The organism is Nocardia sp. CA-129566, assembly GCF_050956075.1.
GTDB lineage: Bacteria > Actinomycetota > Actinomycetes > Mycobacteriales > Mycobacteriaceae > Nocardia.
Window position 1 is genome coordinate 5,499,620 of record NZ_CP192085.1, and the last position, 16,206, is coordinate 5,515,825.

Consider the following 16,206-nt stretch of genomic DNA (forward strand, 5'->3'; position numbering starts at 1 on the left):
CCCGGGCACGGCGGTGCTGACAATCGGCCGCTATTGCGACCGCACGGGCTCGGCCCGGTTCAGCAGATCGCTCACGATGGTGTCCCGCGCGAGCGGAACCCCGAGACTGCGCGCATTGCCTTCGAAAAGCGCGAGTACCGATTCGGTCAGAATGCCCTCGACCTGATCGGAGGTCAGCGTGGTCGCGGCGTCGGCACGCCAGTTGTTCACGAAGCCGTCGACGAAGCCGATGATGCCGAAGGCCATCGGACGGGCGCGGTTCGGATCGATGCCGAAGCGCGCCAACGAAATCGCGAACATATCGGCGAGTCTGGCGCCGATGCGATCGCGCGCGCCGGTCAGCGCCTGCGACGAATCCCCTTGCGGTGCGGCGTCACCCAGGAATCGGTGCAGGTTCGGATGACGCTCCACCCAGCCGACGTAGGTACCGATCGCACCGCGTACCGCATCGCGCAGTGTGCCGTCGGGTTGCAGGGTCGGCATCAGCGCGGTCAGTAGCGAATTCAGGATCTGCTGACGGATCTGCTCATCGAGGTCGGCGCGCCCGTCGAAATGCCGGTACACCACCGGCCGCGGCAGTCGCAGCCGATCCGCGATCGCCTGCACCGAGACCTCGACGCCCTGCTCCTCGATGACCGTGATCGCCGCATCGATGACATCGGCACGGCGTCGCGCCTTGTGGCCGTTCCAGCGGGTGGCGCGGCCGTCCGCCCCCGCGGGATCGCGCTGTCCGCCGGTCGTGGTCACAAGATCACGATACCCGTCGGGCCATTGACTGTGACAGACCGTCTCACTAATCTGAATGTAACAGCTTGTATCAGGTATTCGAGAGGTGGAGCTGACATGGGCAACGAGGCCGCAGTCATCCCGCAGGAATCCTTCGCGCAGCGGTTGCTGGCCGGTTCGGTGAAGAAGTCCTATGAACCTGCCGTCGATATGGACTGGGACGCGCCGCTGGATCCGGACAAACTGTTCCTGCCACCCGAGATCATCTCGCTGTACGGCACCGAGCTGTGGGAATCGATGAGCCGGACCGAGCGCCGGGAACTCTCGCGTCAGGAACTGGCCAACGTACTGTCCGTGGGCATTTGGTTCGAGAACCTGCTCAACCGCCTGCTGCTGCGGGAACTGCTGCGCGACGATCCGACCACCCGGCATTCGCATTACACGCTCACCGAAATGGGCGACGAATGCAGGCACATGATGATGTTCGGCAAGCTGATCGACCGGATCGAGGCGCGCCCGTATTGGCCGCGACTGCCGGGTCGGCTGGCCATCGGGGCACTGCCGCTGTTCCTGCGCGGATCGATGACCTGGGTGGGCGCGCTGGTCGGCGAGGAGATCTTCGACGCGCTACAGCGGCGCACCCTCGACGATCCGCAGTTGCAGCCCCTGGTATCTCGGGCCATGCGCATCCACGTCACCGAGGAGGCGCGTCATATCGGCTTCGCGCGCGACGCACTCGCCCGACGGGTACCGACCATGTCGCGGGCCGAATTGGCCTACACCCGTTTATGTGTCGCGGTGGCCGCACCGCTGTTCGTCTATCTGATGACCAACCGGCACATGTACGAGCGGGCCGGACTGGACGGACGCGCGGCCCGGCGCATCGCGACCAACAATCCGTACGCCGAACAGACGCTCGGCACCGGCGCCGCCGATCTCGGTGCGTTCCTCGACAAGCAGGGCTTGATCGGTCCGATCGGTAAGCGGATCTGGCGCTGGCGAGGTCTGTACTCGTGACCGAATCCGAAATCGTCATTGTCGGTGCCGGTTTCGGCGGTATCGGCATGGCCATCGAATTGCGAAAGGCCGGTTTCGACTTCGTCGTGTTGGAGCAGGCCGACGAGCCGGAGATACCGGGCTACCTGCGCCGAACCGTGGACAAGTTCGATATCCGCAGGCATATCCGGCTGGGCTCGGAGGTGGTCGCGCTCGACTTCGATGACGACACCGACCGGTGGCAGGTGCGCACGGCGGACGGGCGGCGCTTCCGACCGCGCGCCGTGGTGATGGCTCCAGGACCGTTGGGCCAGTTGGCCGACCGGCACATCGTCGGCGCGAGCGGGTGCACACTCCAGTACGCCTGGCGCGACGGGATGGCAGGATTCCTCGGTGTCGCCGTACACGGCTTCCCGAACCTGTTCCTGATCATGGGTCCGAATTCCGGTGGTGGAAAACAGTCCGTCGTCATGATCGAGGCGCGGGCTCGCTACATCCGCCGATGCCTCGACCTGATGCGCAGGACCTCGAATACGCGGATCGAGGTCCGCGCCGCGGCGCAGCGCGAGTTCGATCGCCGTCTGCCGTCGAAACACACCGGGATCGTGCGATATTCGGCCGTCCGGCGCGCCCTGCGCAGACCGGATCCGAGACACTACGACCTCACCGTGGCAGCGGATCGTGAACCGGCACACGAGTATTCGGGCCCGGCATTACTGGATGCCCCTGGCGCGGAGGTTGCGGTAGAAGCCACACTCAGCGGGCATTTCGATCCGATCGACGGCCGCTACCACTGGTACGGACGCGTCGCCCCGGGCGACGGCGGCGAGCTACCCGACCCGGGCCGCGCCGAAGTACTGCTCACCCTGCCCGGCGGGTTACCCACCGCGGGCCGCCTGCAAGAACGCGACCCGTGGGGCAACCTGCGCATCGTCGGTATCGGCACCCCGCCGTATCCACTCGAAACCGTCGGATGAATCAAGATCAGGTAGCACGCGCCGCCAATTGTCTGTGCTAGGCGGCCGGGCGGAGGAGCCAGGCCCGCAGTGCCGCGATGACCTCATCGGGGCGTTCTTCCATGATGAAGTGGCTGCCGTCGATGCGGACGAGCGTGGCGTACGGGATGCGGTCGGCGAGTTCCTCGGCGGTACGCATGGGGATGGCCGGATCGCGGTCGCCCCAGATCACGGTCGTCGGGCAGTCGATGGCCTCGAGTCCGGCGGCCAATTCCGGCCGGATCCGGACGCGGTAGCCGGACCAGAAGTGGGCGTACCACCGGCGGCCCGCCGTAGTCTCCAGGAAGGCGAGGTATCGGTCGAGTTGGGCGGTGTCGAAGGACCCGTTGCGCCGGTAGGGTGCGAGACCGATGCGGTGCACCCGGCGGATCGGTCGCGCGGTGAGCAGCGGACGCAGCAGTGCACTGCGTGGCAGCACCGTCAGTAGCCCGAACAGCACGTAGTACGGCCAGGTGAAGACGCGGTGGGCCCGCGAATTCAGAATCGCGAAGCGGCGCACCCGTTCCGGATAACGCTGCACAAAGCCCAATCCGAGAAAGCCGCCGTAGTCGTGACAGGCCAGGTCGACGCGGTCCAAGCCGAGGGCATCGAGCATGCGGCCGATCCGCTCGACCTCGCTGTCGTAGTCACAACTCAACGCCTCATCCCGGTCGGAGGCACCCCATCCGAGCCAGTCCGGCGCGAGGACCCGGCGCGATAAGGCGAGCGGCTCGATCTGGTGCCGCCACGCGGCGTGGCTCTCCGGCCAGCCGTGCAGCAGCACCAGCGGATCACCCTGACCGATATCGACATAACGCAGCCGCGCACCGTCGACCGTCACCTCGCGCAGTTCGAAGGTCGACTCCGCTTCCCTGTGCAGCTTCATCCTTGATCTCCCGTCTGTCCTGCGTCTTTGGGTATCGTCGCGGACATGACGCGGTCGGCACTTCCACAAACGTGCGCTCTCGACACAGCGGTCACCCCGGCGCGGCTGTGGCTACGGCTCGGGCACGCGATCTACATCGGGCCCGGGATGGCCCTTGGCGCACACTCCACCGCGATCGCCAGTCTCGGGGTGGGACTCGACGGACCGTTCCGCGTCCGCGTCGGCGACGCTGCGGATATCACCGCCCGCAGCTTCCTGTTCCGCGCCCGGGTCACCCACCACGTCCTGGATACCGACGTCCCCAAGCTCTTCTGCTTCTTCGACCCGACCTCGACCAGCATGGCCCGCTGCCTCGGCGGCATGCGGCGCACGGTCAACGGATACAGCGCCGACCACCGGTACGAGGCCGAGCTGATCGAACTGTGCGCCGATCCGGCACCGGATATCGACCGTCTGCTCGACCTGGCCAGCATCCCGGTCCCCACCATCCGCGATCCCCGCATCGCCGCCGTCGCCGAGGCCATCCGCGCCGATCCGACCCAGCAGCAGCGCGCCGCCGAAAAGGCAAGTGCCGCAGGACTATCCACCTCCTACTTCCTGCGCACCTTTGCCGAACAGACCGGCACCAGCTTCCGCCGCTACGTGCAATGGGCGCGCATGCTGCGAGTCGCCAAGGCCTATGCCGCGGGCCACGACCTCACCCGAGCCGCCGTCGATGCGGGCTTCGCCTCCCCTTCACATTTCAGCGACACCTTTCGCGCGATGTTCGGCCTCACCCCCACCGCCTTCACCACCATCAATGGCGAACTGCATATCGAGTGATCCGGTACGGGCCTATACGTCGAAATAGAGTTCGAATTCGTAGGGATGCGGACGGACATTGATTTCGGCGATCTCGTTGTCGCGCTTGAGCCGGATCCAGGTTTCGATGAGGTCGTCGGTGAAGACATCACCCTCGGTGAGGTAGTCGTTATCGGCTTCCAGGCGGTCGATGACGCTGTCGAGGCTGGGTGGGGTTTGGGTGACCTCGGCGGATTCCTCGGGGGTGAGTTCGTAAAGATCCTTATCGATCGGCGCGGCGGGTTCGATCTTGCGACGAATACCGTCCAGACCGGCCATCATCATGGCCGCGAAGGACAGGTAGGGATTCCCGGAAGAATCGGGGCAGCGGAATTCGAGGCGCTTGGCCTTCGGGTTGGCGCCGGTGACGGGAATGCGGACGGCCGCCGAACGATTGCGCTGGCTGTAGACGAGATTCACCGGTGCCTCGAAGCCGGGAACCAGACGCTTATAGGAGTTCACGGTCGGGTTGGTGAAGGCGAGCAATGACGATGCGTGGCGTAGCAGACCGCCGATATAATGCCGGGCCAGATCGGACAGACCCGCATAACCCGATTCGTCGTAGAACAGCGGTGTTCCGTCCAGCCACAGGGACTGGTGCACGTGCATGCCGGAACCGTTGTCGCCGAACAGCGGTTTGGGCATGAACGTGACGGTCTTGCCCTCGGCCCACGCGGTGTTCTTGATGATGTACTTGTAGAGCTGCAGATCATCGGCGGCGGCCAGCAGGGTATTGAATTTGTAGTTGATCTCGGCTTGGCCCGCGGTACCGACCTCGTGGTGGCCCTTCTCCAATTCGAAGCCCGCGTTCTGCAGGGTGGTACACATCCGGTCGCGCACATCGACGTCGGCGTCGTAGGGGGCCACCGGGAAATAGCCACCCTTGGCGCGCACCTTGTAGCCGCGGTTGATCGAGCCGTCCGGGTTGTATTTGGCGCCGGTGTTCCAGTCGGCGGAGGCAGAATCCACCTCATAGAAGGCGCTGTTCATCTTTGTCTCGTAGCGCACGGCGTCGAAGATGTAGAACTCCGCTTCCGGGCCGAAATAGGCGGTATCGGCGATGCCGGTACTCTTCAGATACTCCTCGGCCTTGCGCGCGATATTGCGTGGATCACGGCTATAGGCCTCGAGGGTATGCGGATCGTGGACGAAGCAGTTCAGATTCAATGTCTTCGCGGCACGGAACGGATCCAATTGCGCGGTGCGCAGGTCCGGCAGCAGCAACATATCCGATTCGTGGATCGACTGGAAGCCGCGCACCGACGAACCGTCGAAGGCGATCCCGTTATCGACCAGATCCGCGCCGAACGCTACGGCCGGAATCGAAAAATGTTGCTGTACACCGGGAACGTCGCAGAATCGAATATCGACGTATTCGACTTCTTCGGCGCAGATGTATTCCAGCACTCCCTCGGTGGTTGCAGTCAGGGCTGCTCGCTCTTGCGGCACGGCTCGCTCCTCGCTCTCGCGGCACAGGTTTTTTTCTATCCGCGGATGGCGAGGCGACCGTCCCATCACAACCGGACCCGTTCATGGGTCTCGGCAGGTCCTGCTCGCCGAGTCTCACGATACGACTTCGGCATCAGCGGCGGACCCGAATCCCGGCGAGAAACGGACCGATCCGGCGTGTCCACACCCCGGCACGGCCCAGGTCACCGCCGTATCGACCGACGATCTCGCCGAGAACGTCAACGGTCTGGGTAGCGTGCGCGAAATTGCCTGTCCCCCAATGCCGCCCTTCCCCTGACACCCCATAGGGCTGCGCCTGACAAGCGATCGAGATCAGCCCTTGGCGGCACCGCCCGACAGCCCATCAAATGCCACCTGATGTTGGCGCCACCGATCAGACGGATTTGGTCACGTGCACAAAGTGGAGTGCGACAGTCTGCGCGTTTGCCGCTAGCGGCTCGGCTCGTCCATGCGTTGTGCTCATAGATGACGCTGAGGTCAGCTGCGTGACGGTGTGGCCTCGACACCATCGAGCAAAAGGTTGGGTCGTGATTTCACCGATAGATCCGGCGGGCCGCGCCCGTCCGGACACGCTGTGTGCGGCTTTCCAGGCGAATGCCGCGAAGTATCCGGATATGGTCGCGCTGCGGACCATGGACGACGCGGTGACGATCACCTGGCGGGAGTACGCCGAGCGGGTGCGCGCCATCGCCTCTGGGCTGGCCGCGCTCGGTGTGCGGCCCGGGGACACGGTGGCGCTGATGATGACCAACCGTCCCGAGTTCCACCTCTGCGATACCGCCGTCCTGCATGCGGGCGGCACCCCGTTCTCGCTGTACAACACCAATCCCGTCGACCTGCTCGCGTATCAGTTCGGCAATGCGGGCAATCGGGTCGTCATCTGTGAGCGCCAATTCACACCACAGATCCTCGAAGGCGCGAAAAAAGCGGCGGCCCAAGGGCATCACGTCGAACAGGTGATCTGCGTCGACGAGGCACCGGCGGGCACGATCGCGCTGGCCACCGTCGAGGCGGCCGCAGCTGAAGACTTCGACTTCGAAACCACTTGGCGCAGTGTGAAACCCGAAGATCTACTGACCATTGTCTACACCTCCGGCACCACCGGCCCACCCAAGGGCGTCGAACTCACCCACACCAACTTCATCGAAAACGCCCGTGTCATCGAGATATTCGGCGGTGGCAGTGGCCACGACAGGGTCATCTCATATCTGCCGGACGCGCACGCCGCCAACCGCTGGTTCGCGCACTATCTCACCATGCTGGAAGGCGGTGAGATCACCACCGTCGCCGATCTGAAGCAGGTCGCCCAGGCGCTGGCCGAGGTACATCCGACCGTCTTCCTCGGCGTCCCCCGGATCTGGGTGAAGGTCAAGGGCGCGCTCGAGGGGCGTTTCGCCGCCGAACCGAATCCGGTCGAGCGCGCCCTTGTGCAATGGGCACTGCGCACCGGGCGCGCTCGTGCCAGGGCCGCCTCGGACGGCCGCCCACTCGGCCCAACGCGGAAACTCCGGTATGCCTTGGCCGATCGCCTTGTGCTGGCATCGATTCGCACCCGGCTGGGCCTGGATCAGGTCCGCGCGGCGGTCACCGGTTCGGTGGCCATTCCGCCCGATGTCCACGAGTTCTTCCTCGGGCTGGGGCTGCCGCTATGTGAGGGGTACGGCATGACCGAATGCACCGCGGGCGCGACACTCAACGGTCCGAACCGCGTCAAGATCGGCACGGTCGGCACCCCGCTGCCCGGCGCCGAGGTGAAGCTCGGCGACGACGGCGAGGTGCTGATCCGCGGCAAGATGGTCATGCGCGGCTACCGCAACGATCCGGAGCAGACCGCGCAGACCATCGATGCCGACGGCTGGCTACATACCGGCGATATCGGCTCGATCGATGCCGATGGCTACCTCTCGATCGTCGACCGCAAGAAGGAACTCATCATCAACGCGGCCGGAAAGAATATGTCCCCGGCCAATATCGAGAACACCGTCACCGAGAACTGCCCGCTCGCGGGCACCGTCGTGGTGATCGGCGAACAGCGCCCCTACAACACGGCCCTGATCTGCCTCGATCCCGACCTGTCCCGGGCCTTCGCGCAGCGCCACCGGCTCACCGCGACCACAGTCGCCGAATTGGCGAGCAATCCAAAGGTCTTGGCGGCAATCGAGCAAGGTGTGGCCGCCGCCAATGGCAAACTCTCCCGGGTGGAGCAGATCAAGAACTACGTCGTGCTACCCGAGGTGTGGGAGCCGGGCGGCGATGTCCTGACGGCGACCGGCAAACTCAAACGCACCCCGATCGCCACCCGCTACACGGATACGATCGAGAGCTTGTACTCGTAAGTCCGGGACGGAGAAGTTCACATGATGCCAACGCGGACTCGAGCCTTCGATGATCTGCACCGTAGAGCCGCAGCGCTGGTCGACGGGTTCTACACGACCGTGCCGCCGTATCCGCGGCTACCGCAGTCACTGGTGGAGACCGATTTCGCGCGCGGCACCAAGCTCAATGTCGAGCTGTTCTTCGAGTATCTGCGCCGGGGCACCGAACCCGCGGAGGAGGACACCAGGGAACTCGTCGAGTTGGCCATGGACCGGCTCCGCGATGGCACACCCCTGGCGGAAGTGCTGGAACGCTATCGGCTCGGCGCGGCCTTCATCTGGGAGCGGCTGCGCGAATCGGCTACCGCCGCCGAGCTGGACCTGATGCTCGATGCCGCACTGGCGCTGCTGAAGTACATCACGCTGGTGACCACGCGCATCGCCACCGCGGCCACCCAGCGCTCGCACAATCCGCGCTGGGAACTGCTGGAACGTCGCCGCGGCATTGCCGACGCCCTGCTCACCGGGCGCGACCCGGTGGAGTGGGCCAATGATCCCGTCATTGCGGTCGCCGATGCCTTTCTCGTCGCGGTCTTCCGTCTGTGCGGCACCCGTGGCGGGCACGCCTCGGCGCTGCGGCACCGGGTGGAGGCGATTCCCGGGGTCTTCCTGCGGCTGGACGCGGGCGGATGGACCGCACTGATCCCACTGCAATCGGGCGACGACGGCACGGCGGCGCTCACCGGCCTCACTGCGCGACTACCCGCTCATCAGCCCGATCAGTCGCCGCCGTACTGGGTCGGTGTCGGCGCGGCGGCGAGCAGGGCGGAGATTCCGGCGATCTTCGCCGAGGCGCGGGTGCTCGCCGAATTGGGCCGCTGCCTCGAACGTCGCGAAATCCTGTGCCGCCGAACGAATTTGCAGTTCGAGTACACGGTCGCGGTCAGCGATGCGGCGCGCCCGGGGCTGGCCTCGGTGCTCGCACCCCTGGACACCCAGCCGATGCTCGCAGAGACCCTGGAGGTGTTCGTCGACAGCGGATTCAACCAGTTGGCGACGGCGCGACAACTCAGCGTGCACCGCAACACCGTGACCTACCGGCTGTCCCGGGTACACGAACTCACCGGCCTGGACCCGCACCGCCCCGCCGATGCCATGACCCTGTCGGCGGCTCGGCTGGCCCGGCGTCTAGAGTCGGCCGACTTCGCCCCCTGACCCCTTGCCGCGCCTGCTCGGCTCACCGCAGCAGATCCATCGCGATGTGAACCCACCGTGGAGTGTGAACCTCCCCTTGGCCCCGGCCAGCGCCTTGGGAGCCGGACCGGACGCACCCGGACCGGCTGCCCGTACCGCTGTCTTGGTCACCGAGTTCTTCGATCACGTCACCGTTACCCTGACAGCGGCCGTGTGGCCGGGATAGTCTCCGTGAGGGATCCGATTCGGGATTCGCAGTCACCCGGGAGCATCCGATGATGAAGGCTCTGGTTACCAACGAGGCAACCACCTCTGCCCGATCCGTGCACTATGCCTCCGGGACTTCCGGTGAATTGCGTTGGGAGGGTACCGCACTGCTGCGCGCTGGCGTGCTGGCCTTCGGCGGCAGCATCGGCCCCACTGCACTGCACGCCCACCACGCCGTACAGGTGGTCGCCTCGTGCACGCCGGTGGTCGTGGTGGACGCCAGCGGCAATCGGCATCACGGCACCCATGTCATCGTGCCCGCCGACGCACCGCATCGCATTGCCTCCGGCGCCGAACGCGGCACCGCGATCTATCTCGACCCCGAATCCGTCGCGGGTGCGGCAGCCGACCGCAGGGCCCACAACTACGGTTGGGCCGACAGCGCACATTCGCTGCCGATCGATCCGGAGCGCGAGACCCTGGCGGAACTGGTCGCCGAGGTCGTCGACGATCTCGAGCGCGATGATTCGCAGAATATCGAGCAGGGCCGCCACGCGGCGGTCACCGAGGTGCTCGAGCTGCTGCCGTCGCTGGTCGGCGACGGACCGATCCGCGGCGCGGAGGTCGCCCGTCGGGTCGGCATCTCCGCGACCCGGCTCACCCACCTGTTCACCGAGCAGGTCGGAATTCCATTGCGCCCGTACATACTCTGGCTCCGACTACATGTGGCGATCTCCCGCGTCCGCTCCGGCGACGACCTCACCGCCGCCGCCCACGCCGCCGGATTCGCCGACAGCTCCCATCTGACCCGCACCTGCCGCCGCACCTTCGGTCTGCCCCCGTCGGCCCTGAGCCACCGCGTCCAGTGGGATCTCGGCGACGCACCCTAGTTCGACCGAATCGTTCAAGTCATCGCGGGCGTCGCCGACCAGGCTTGGCCCATGACCACCGTTACCCGCACGCCCGTACAGCGTCTCGCGCGCTACGGGTACGTGCCCTTCCTGCTGATCGGACTCAATGGCATCGGCATCGCACTGAGTTCGATCGGTGCGCCGAAGTTTTGGCTGTTGCTCGTGCTCGCTGTCGCGATCGTCGCATCATTTCTGGTGGAGCGGGTGATCCCGTACCGGGCCGAGTGGAATGACGACCTGAACGACACCCTGCGCGATCGCATCCACGCCTTCGTCAATGAAATGCTCATCCTGCTCAGCGTCGCCGCGATCCCGTTGCTCGCGGCTGTCGTGCCCGCTCCCGGTATCTGGCCGACATCGTGGCCGTTCCTGTGCCAGGTCCTGATCGCCATTCTGGTCGCGGACCTCGGCATCACCCTGGTACATCTGGCCAGTCACAAGATCGGGTTCCTGTGGCGCTTCCACGCCGTGCACCACAGCGTTGAGCGCTTCTACGGCCTCAATGGTCTGATGAAACATCCACTGCACCAGACCGTGGAGATGACCGCCGGTGTCGCACCACTCATCCTGATCGGGCTGCCGTCCAATGTGGCTGCCGCCCTTGCCCTTTCGGTGGCGATCCAGCTGCTGCTGCAGCACTCCAATGCCGACTACCGCGTCGGCCCGGCCAAATACCTGCTGGCGCTGAACGAGGGCCATCGCTTCCATCACCTGAAGTTCGCCGGTATCGGCGATGTCAATTTCGGCCTGTTCACACTGATCTGGGATCACCTCTTGCGCACCTACTCCTATGACCCGGCGCGGCGCTTCGACACCGACGACCTCGGCATGGCCACGAAACCCGATTACCCGACCGCCTACGTCGACCAACTCGTGTACCCGTTCACAGCGGACGGCGGCTGCGAAATGTAGTCACTACGTGGCCGATCGATGCCGCAGGAACCAGGCCGTGGATTCGCGCTTGCACAGCAGCACGATTATGGCGAAGGACAAGCACAGACCCGTCAAACCCGGCAGCGGGCCGACGGCCATCAGACCGAGGCACAGGAATCCGGAAACGGCCGCGAGCGCAACACCGACCACCTGCACGGTCCGGCCTTCCATGCCGAAGGCGCAGGCGACACCGCCGAGCAGCCAGGCGGACAGATATCCGAAGGCGATCGCACCCCCGAGATCCGGATTCCCGGTGATGATCGAGACGCCGATGAGTGCCCCACCGAGTCCGGCAAGGAACCAGGACAGGGCTCGGGCCAGGCGGACCGATGGCGGCATGATCTCCGGTGATCCCGCGAAACCGTAGTGGCGCGGGTCGTAATCGGCATATTCGGAACTCGCCGGGTCATCGGAGAAAGAGTCGTACGAATTCACGGCACTGCTCCTTCGATAGATGAGGACATCATCAATTCGGTGAGCGCCCGGTCACTATATCGCCGGGATGGGTCGGCGGCCGGTAGGCTCTTGGCATGTTCTCGCGGGTACACCTGATGGCGTTTGCGGTGGTCGCACTCGTCGTCCCCGCATTCGCCCTTTCCGCGGCTCCGGCGAATGAACCGGCGGCACTGGCCGTCTTCGGTGTCATTGCCGCATCGCTGGCCCTGACACTGGCCGCCTTGCAGAGCCCGCGGCGTCTGGGGTTGGCGCTGGCCCATTCGGGTCCGCCGCCGTCGGCGCAGCGCCGCCGCCGGGGTTCCTTCCTGCGCCAGAGCAATCCCGACACCGCGGGACGGCCGCGCCCCCGAGCACCCGGATCGGCCGCCGCGTAGCGACTGCTCGCCGGTCGCTGCGTATCGCCTGGTCTTCTGGCGATTCGGCCGACCATTCCCATCGACGTGCACACATTCGCACAGTCAGGTGCTCCCATGCTCGACTTCATCTACTATCCGGTGTCCGCCATTCTCTGGGTGTGGCATACCGCCTTTGCCGCCGTCCTCGGCCCCGCCAGTGGCATCGCCTGGGTGCTCGCGGTGATATTCCTCGTCATCACGCTGCGCGCCGCGCTATTCCTGCCGTTCCTGAAACAGGCACGCAGCCAGGCGATCATGCAGCGACTGCAGCCGCGCGTCAAAGCCATTCAGCAGAAATACAAAGACGATCCACGTCGCAAGAACACCGAAATCCAACAGCTTTTCACCGACAACGGCGTCAATCCCCTCACCAGTCTGATTCCGGTGGTCGCTCAGATATTCGTCTTCATCGGACTGTTCCATGTACTGCGCTCATTCGACCGCACCGGCACTTTCGACTACCTACCGGTCGGCCGCACCGCGACCATGACGGCCGAACAGAACGCCGCCACCGCGAACTATCTCTTCGGCCCGACCGATGTGCAGTCGTTTCTGCACGCCGATCTGTTCGGCGCGCCGCTATCGGCAACGCTCGCCGGTGCGGGCGAATTGCTCTCGACCGTGGCGATCGTGGCGCTACCGCTGATGCTCATCGCCGCGGTCGCAACGCATTTCACCGCACGCGCGGCAATGGGACGCCAGACCGGGACCACGGCGGTTCCGTTCATGCGCACCCTCAGCCTGTGGGTATTCCCCGCAGCTGCCATTGTCGGCGGCTCGATGCTGCCGGTGGCGATCCTGCTGTACTTCGTCACCAACAATGCATGGACGCTGGCACAACAGCATGTCGTCTACCGGCGCCTCGATGCCGAAACAGCCACCGAGGCAACACAGATCGCCGCGCGCCGCATTGCCGTGGCCCCGAAACCCGGTGTGAAACCCCAGCGGCAGCGGCGGTGATAAATCACTCGCGCGCCGCGGTCGCGATGCCTATCGTTGTCGAAGATCGAGTCAAGGGGCGCACCGGAATCTCCGGCTCGCGTTCCCCGTGTCGGGCTCGGTCTCGCACCTGGCGAAGGGCACAAAGCCTGGATGGGGTTCGATTCCTCGGCGATGCCACCCGGTTCCGGTCGGATACGGCAAGCGGCTCTGCGGGCTCGGCGGCCACGGCCGCGGGACGCCCCCGCCGCGGCCCCGTGACCGGGATCGGGTGGCATTCGAAATAACAAGGCGGACAACGACACACACCACGGGAGGAGTGAGAAATATGTACACGACGGTCATGGCATGGCAGCGGACGCTGCTGTACCGCGACGGCACACTCGAGCGAGTGCTCGAGCCGGGACGCCACCGCTACGACGACAAGCGCTGCACGCTGATCGTCGTGGACATGCGCCCCCGGCTGCTGACCGTCAGCGGCCAGGAACTACTCACCCGCGATGGACTCGCGCTGCGGGTCAGCTACGCGGTGAACTGGCAGGTCACCGATCCGGAGCAATTCACCACCGGCGCACAGTACCCCGAGCAGGTGCTCTATGCCGCGGTGCAGGATGCCGCACGCCGGGCCGTCGCGGGCCACACCCTCGACGAACTCGTTGCCGACCGCGGGCTGCTCGTCGGCGATCTCGTCGAAGTCGCCACGGCGGTGACCGGACTCGGTGTGCGCATCGACGGAGTCACTGCCCGTGACCTGATGTTGCCCGGTGAATTGCGCAGGGCGGCACTGGAAACCGTGCTCGCCAAGGAGCGCGGCCGCGCCGACCTCGAACGGGCCCGTGCGGAGGCGGCCGCGCTGCGCTCGCTCGCCAATACCGCACGTCTACTGGAGGAACACCCGGCGCTGCTGCGGCTGCGCACCCTACAGGTCGCGGCCACGCCGGGCGCGCAGATTGTGCTGGATCCGCGCGAGCGCGCCTGAGGCACTATCGATACCGAAACCTCCTGCCCACTGGGACAGGGGGTTTCGGGCTTCGGGGAAGCCTATGGCGGACACTCCGATCGCTTCAGCAGCGCCAACGACATCTACACCACCGGCAGCATCGAAGAAGTCGCCCGCGCACTGGTCCTGCTCACAGGAGAACCACACCCACTCGCAGAATCCGGCGATCTGATATGGCAAGAAGCGGAGAACGCTGTGCTCCAACGCAATCCGAACACACGCGGCACCGACACGTTCAGCGAGGTCCAACGATAGCGTGGTCATGGGGAAAGTTCCGGAGGTAGTGTCAGCGGGCTGGCGCAAGGGTCGGGTTGTTCGATTCCGGACTAGCCAGCCCGCACACACCGGAAGCCATTTCTGACCGTGAGCGTTTGTCCTGGCCGCGGCTGCGTGCCGGTCATCTGTGTGGCGTCTTCTCGCGAGGTTGGTTGGATGATTTCGGATAGTGTCGCTGCCGCGCGCAGCAGGGCTAGTTCGCGTTGAGCGATGGTTTTCAGGCGGTCGCCGAGTGCCTCGAGTGAGTGACTCAGGTCGTGGAGGTCCCGGATCGCCGTGATGGCTTTTCGGACGTCGGCAAAGCAGTACCCGGCGCTTACTGCACCACACACCCGGGGGTTTGTGGGGTACCGGCGAAGCGGTCGGCGAGGAAGTTCATGCCGCCCAAGGCTTCGCCCGCGGCGGCTCCGATGTGGGTCGGGACCAGCGAGTGGATCGCGGTGAGGGTGGCGCCCTGCGCGCAGTAGGCATCGACGAGGGCGGTGTAGCCGGCGACGGGGATCTTCTCGTCGGCGACGCTGTGGTACAGGTACAGCGGGGTGTCCGGGGTGGTGCGACCGAGTTCATTGGGCATGGCGGCGTCGCGGAAAGCGGGCTGCGCCAGCAGGTTCGGGACAGCGGCGAAGTCGTCGACGTGGATGTCGGAGTATTCCTGAGCCAGATCCGCACCGCAGCCGGAGGTGTCCGCGGCGAGCAGCGCGCGGCGGCCCCGGTCGTTCAGCAAGTCGGCTAACCGGGAGTCGGGTTCATTGCGGGCCAGCCCGAGCAGGATCAGTATCGCCCCTGCGGCGCTGTCGGCGCGTTGTGCCACGGCCGGGATATCGGTGGGGATTCCGCCGGCGCTGGTGCCCACGAATCGCACGTCCGGTGCGTATTCCCGACGCAACTCGGTGGCCCACAGCGTGGCGAAGGCTCCGCTCGAGTATCCCCAGGCACCGATCGGACTCGAGGCATCGATGCCGGCTGGTAGGAAGGACCGTGCGGCCCGAATTCCGTCCAGGACTCCACGCCCGGATGTCACGCCGTCGAAGAGTCGGGACTGCGGCCCTTCGTAATCGCTGACCACGACGGCCCATCCCCGCAGCAGTGCCTCCGCGATGAACGGCGCATCCTGCATGGTGCTGGCCATGTCGCTGTCGCGTCCGCCGCGCAGCGTGGACGACGGCGCGCACCGGGTATCGAGACTGTTCTCGGGTACCTGGTACGCCAACACCGGCCGCGGCCCGTTCCAGGGCACCGGTGGCACCAGCACCGTGGTCACGTCCAGCTGCGGATGCTCTTCGGAATCGGTTGTGCGATAACGCAATTGCCACGCCGCCACAGGTATCGGCAGACCCAGCAGTGGGATCGTCCGGGCCCCGAGCACCGCGCCGTTCGGATGTGACGCCAGATCGGCGGGTGCGGCATAGAAGGGATCATCACCAGGGGACAGCACCGCGGCTCGCGCAACCGGCATCGACAATGCCGCCGCCAGCATGATCACGGCGAGCGTGAGGGGTGCCAGCCACTGCCGACCGATTCGCCACCAGATCACTGGTTGCCGGGGCGCGCCGTCGACCGCCAGACCAGGCGCATCGGTAGCCGAACACGCTGTGCGGCAAGCATTCTTCTGATACGTCGACAACATATGCCGGGATTCCATTACGCCTCCCGCGTCCAACTATCCG

The 16,206-nt window shown here is 65.6% G+C and carries 15 protein-coding genes; 10 read left to right on the forward strand and 5 right to left on the reverse strand.

Going from position 1 to position 16,206, the window contains the following annotated elements:
* Positions 1-30: 30 nt before the first annotated feature.
* Positions 31-747 carry a TetR/AcrR family transcriptional regulator gene (locus tag ACQP0C_RS23845; protein ID WP_433723245.1) on the reverse strand — a complete coding sequence of 239 codons (717 nt, stop codon included), beginning with the start codon at positions 745-747 and terminating at the stop codon, positions 31-33.
* Between the two features lie 96 nt (positions 748-843).
* Between ACQP0C_RS23845 and ACQP0C_RS23850 the strand changes: the two genes are divergently transcribed.
* A complete protein-coding gene (locus ACQP0C_RS23850; protein WP_433723247.1) occupies positions 844-1,743 on the forward strand; it encodes an AurF N-oxygenase family protein in 900 nt (299 codons plus the stop codon).
* Positions 1,740-2,699 carry a DUF4873 domain-containing protein gene (locus ACQP0C_RS23855; RefSeq protein WP_433723249.1) on the forward strand — a complete coding sequence of 320 codons (960 nt, stop codon included), beginning with the start codon at positions 1,740-1,742 and terminating at the stop codon, positions 2,697-2,699. Before ACQP0C_RS23850 ends, ACQP0C_RS23855 begins: the two co-directional genes overlap by 4 nt.
* A gap of 37 nt (positions 2,700-2,736) precedes the next feature.
* On the opposite strand, the gene ACQP0C_RS23860 is transcribed toward ACQP0C_RS23855, so the two are convergent.
* Positions 2,737-3,603, reverse strand: coding sequence for an alpha/beta fold hydrolase (locus ACQP0C_RS23860; protein ID WP_433723251.1), 867 nt, complete (start codon positions 3,601-3,603; stop codon positions 2,737-2,739).
* Positions 3,604-3,648: 45 nt separating this feature from the next.
* Here ACQP0C_RS23860 and ACQP0C_RS23865 point away from each other — a divergent pair, with 45 nt between their 5' ends.
* Positions 3,649-4,425 (forward strand): helix-turn-helix domain-containing protein, encoded by a 777-nt coding sequence (locus ACQP0C_RS23865; protein WP_433723253.1) that lies wholly within the window; start codon positions 3,649-3,651, stop codon positions 4,423-4,425.
* 12 nt (positions 4,426-4,437) lie between these two features.
* Here the strand turns inward: ACQP0C_RS23865 and glnA are convergent, their stop codons facing one another.
* Positions 4,438-5,871, reverse strand: a complete 1,434-nt coding sequence (glnA, locus tag ACQP0C_RS23870) for a type I glutamate--ammonia ligase (protein ID WP_433734635.1) — start codon at positions 5,869-5,871, stop codon at positions 4,438-4,440.
* 656 nt (positions 5,872-6,527) lie between these two features.
* Between glnA and ACQP0C_RS23875 the strand changes: the two genes are divergently transcribed.
* From ACQP0C_RS23875 to ACQP0C_RS23890, 4 genes are all read left to right on the forward strand, one after another.
* On the forward strand, positions 6,528-8,249 hold the full coding sequence (locus ACQP0C_RS23875; protein WP_433734636.1) for an AMP-dependent synthetase/ligase: 1,722 nt from the start codon (positions 6,528-6,530) through the stop codon (positions 8,247-8,249).
* Between the two features lie 21 nt (positions 8,250-8,270).
* Positions 8,271-9,443, forward strand: coding sequence for a PucR family transcriptional regulator (locus ACQP0C_RS23880; protein WP_433723255.1), 1,173 nt, complete (start codon positions 8,271-8,273; stop codon positions 9,441-9,443).
* 254 nt (positions 9,444-9,697) lie between these two features.
* Positions 9,698-10,519, forward strand: a complete 822-nt coding sequence (locus tag ACQP0C_RS23885) for a helix-turn-helix domain-containing protein (protein WP_433723256.1) — start codon at positions 9,698-9,700, stop codon at positions 10,517-10,519.
* 51 nt (positions 10,520-10,570) lie between these two features.
* A complete protein-coding gene (locus ACQP0C_RS23890) occupies positions 10,571-11,452 on the forward strand; it encodes a sterol desaturase family protein (protein ID WP_433723258.1) in 882 nt (293 codons plus the stop codon).
* A gap of 3 nt (positions 11,453-11,455) precedes the next feature.
* Here ACQP0C_RS23890 and ACQP0C_RS23895 read toward each other — a convergent pair whose 3' ends face one another.
* The gene (locus ACQP0C_RS23895; protein WP_433723260.1) at positions 11,456-11,908 is read right to left on the reverse strand and encodes a hypothetical protein; all 453 of its coding nucleotides are present in this window, start codon (positions 11,906-11,908) and stop codon (positions 11,456-11,458) included.
* Between the two features lie 95 nt (positions 11,909-12,003).
* Here ACQP0C_RS23895 and ACQP0C_RS23900 point away from each other — a divergent pair, with 95 nt between their 5' ends.
* The 3 genes from ACQP0C_RS23900 to ACQP0C_RS23910 all read left to right on the forward strand — a co-directional run bounded on the left by ACQP0C_RS23900 (position 12,004) and on the right by ACQP0C_RS23910 (position 14,242).
* Positions 12,004-12,303 (forward strand): DUF6412 domain-containing protein, encoded by a 300-nt coding sequence (locus ACQP0C_RS23900; RefSeq protein WP_433723262.1) that lies wholly within the window; start codon positions 12,004-12,006, stop codon positions 12,301-12,303.
* A gap of 96 nt (positions 12,304-12,399) precedes the next feature.
* Complete coding sequence (gene yidC, locus ACQP0C_RS23905) at positions 12,400-13,284, forward strand: membrane protein insertase YidC (RefSeq protein WP_433723264.1); 885 nt, start codon at positions 12,400-12,402, stop codon at positions 13,282-13,284.
* Between the two features lie 307 nt (positions 13,285-13,591).
* On the forward strand, positions 13,592-14,242 hold the full coding sequence (locus ACQP0C_RS23910; RefSeq protein WP_433723266.1) for a slipin family protein: 651 nt from the start codon (positions 13,592-13,594) through the stop codon (positions 14,240-14,242).
* A 613-nt stretch (positions 14,243-14,855) separates the two neighbouring features.
* Here ACQP0C_RS23910 and ACQP0C_RS23915 read toward each other — a convergent pair.
* Positions 14,856-16,181 (reverse strand): lipase family protein, encoded by a 1,326-nt coding sequence (locus ACQP0C_RS23915; RefSeq protein ID WP_433723267.1) that lies wholly within the window; start codon positions 16,179-16,181, stop codon positions 14,856-14,858.
* Positions 16,182-16,206 lie beyond the last annotated feature (25 nt).

Excerpts from the sequence above, each read along its gene's own strand:
- ACQP0C_RS23850 (WP_433723247.1), top strand. The coding sequence starts at position 844 with ATGGGCAACGAGGCCGCAGTCATCCCGCAGGAATCCTTCGCGCAGCGG.
- ACQP0C_RS23860 (WP_433723251.1), bottom strand. The coding sequence starts at position 3,603 with ATGAAGCTGCACAGGGAAGCGGAGTCGACCTTCGAACTGCGCGAGGTG.
- ACQP0C_RS23865 (WP_433723253.1), top strand. The coding sequence starts at position 3,649 with ATGACGCGGTCGGCACTTCCACAAACGTGCGCTCTCGACACAGCGGTC.
- ACQP0C_RS23875 (WP_433734636.1), top strand. The coding sequence starts at position 6,528 with ATGGTCGCGCTGCGGACCATGGACGACGCGGTGACGATCACCTGGCGG.
- ACQP0C_RS23880 (WP_433723255.1), top strand. The coding sequence starts at position 8,271 with ATGATGCCAACGCGGACTCGAGCCTTCGATGATCTGCACCGTAGAGCC.
- ACQP0C_RS23885 (WP_433723256.1), top strand. The coding sequence starts at position 9,698 with ATGATGAAGGCTCTGGTTACCAACGAGGCAACCACCTCTGCCCGATCC.
- ACQP0C_RS23890 (WP_433723258.1), top strand. The coding sequence starts at position 10,571 with ATGACCACCGTTACCCGCACGCCCGTACAGCGTCTCGCGCGCTACGGG.
- ACQP0C_RS23900 (WP_433723262.1), top strand. The coding sequence starts at position 12,004 with ATGTTCTCGCGGGTACACCTGATGGCGTTTGCGGTGGTCGCACTCGTC.
- yidC (WP_433723264.1), top strand. The coding sequence starts at position 12,400 with ATGCTCGACTTCATCTACTATCCGGTGTCCGCCATTCTCTGGGTGTGG.
- ACQP0C_RS23910 (WP_433723266.1), top strand. The coding sequence starts at position 13,592 with ATGTACACGACGGTCATGGCATGGCAGCGGACGCTGCTGTACCGCGAC.
- ACQP0C_RS23915 (WP_433723267.1), bottom strand. The coding sequence starts at position 16,181 with ATGGAATCCCGGCATATGTTGTCGACGTATCAGAAGAATGCTTGCCGC.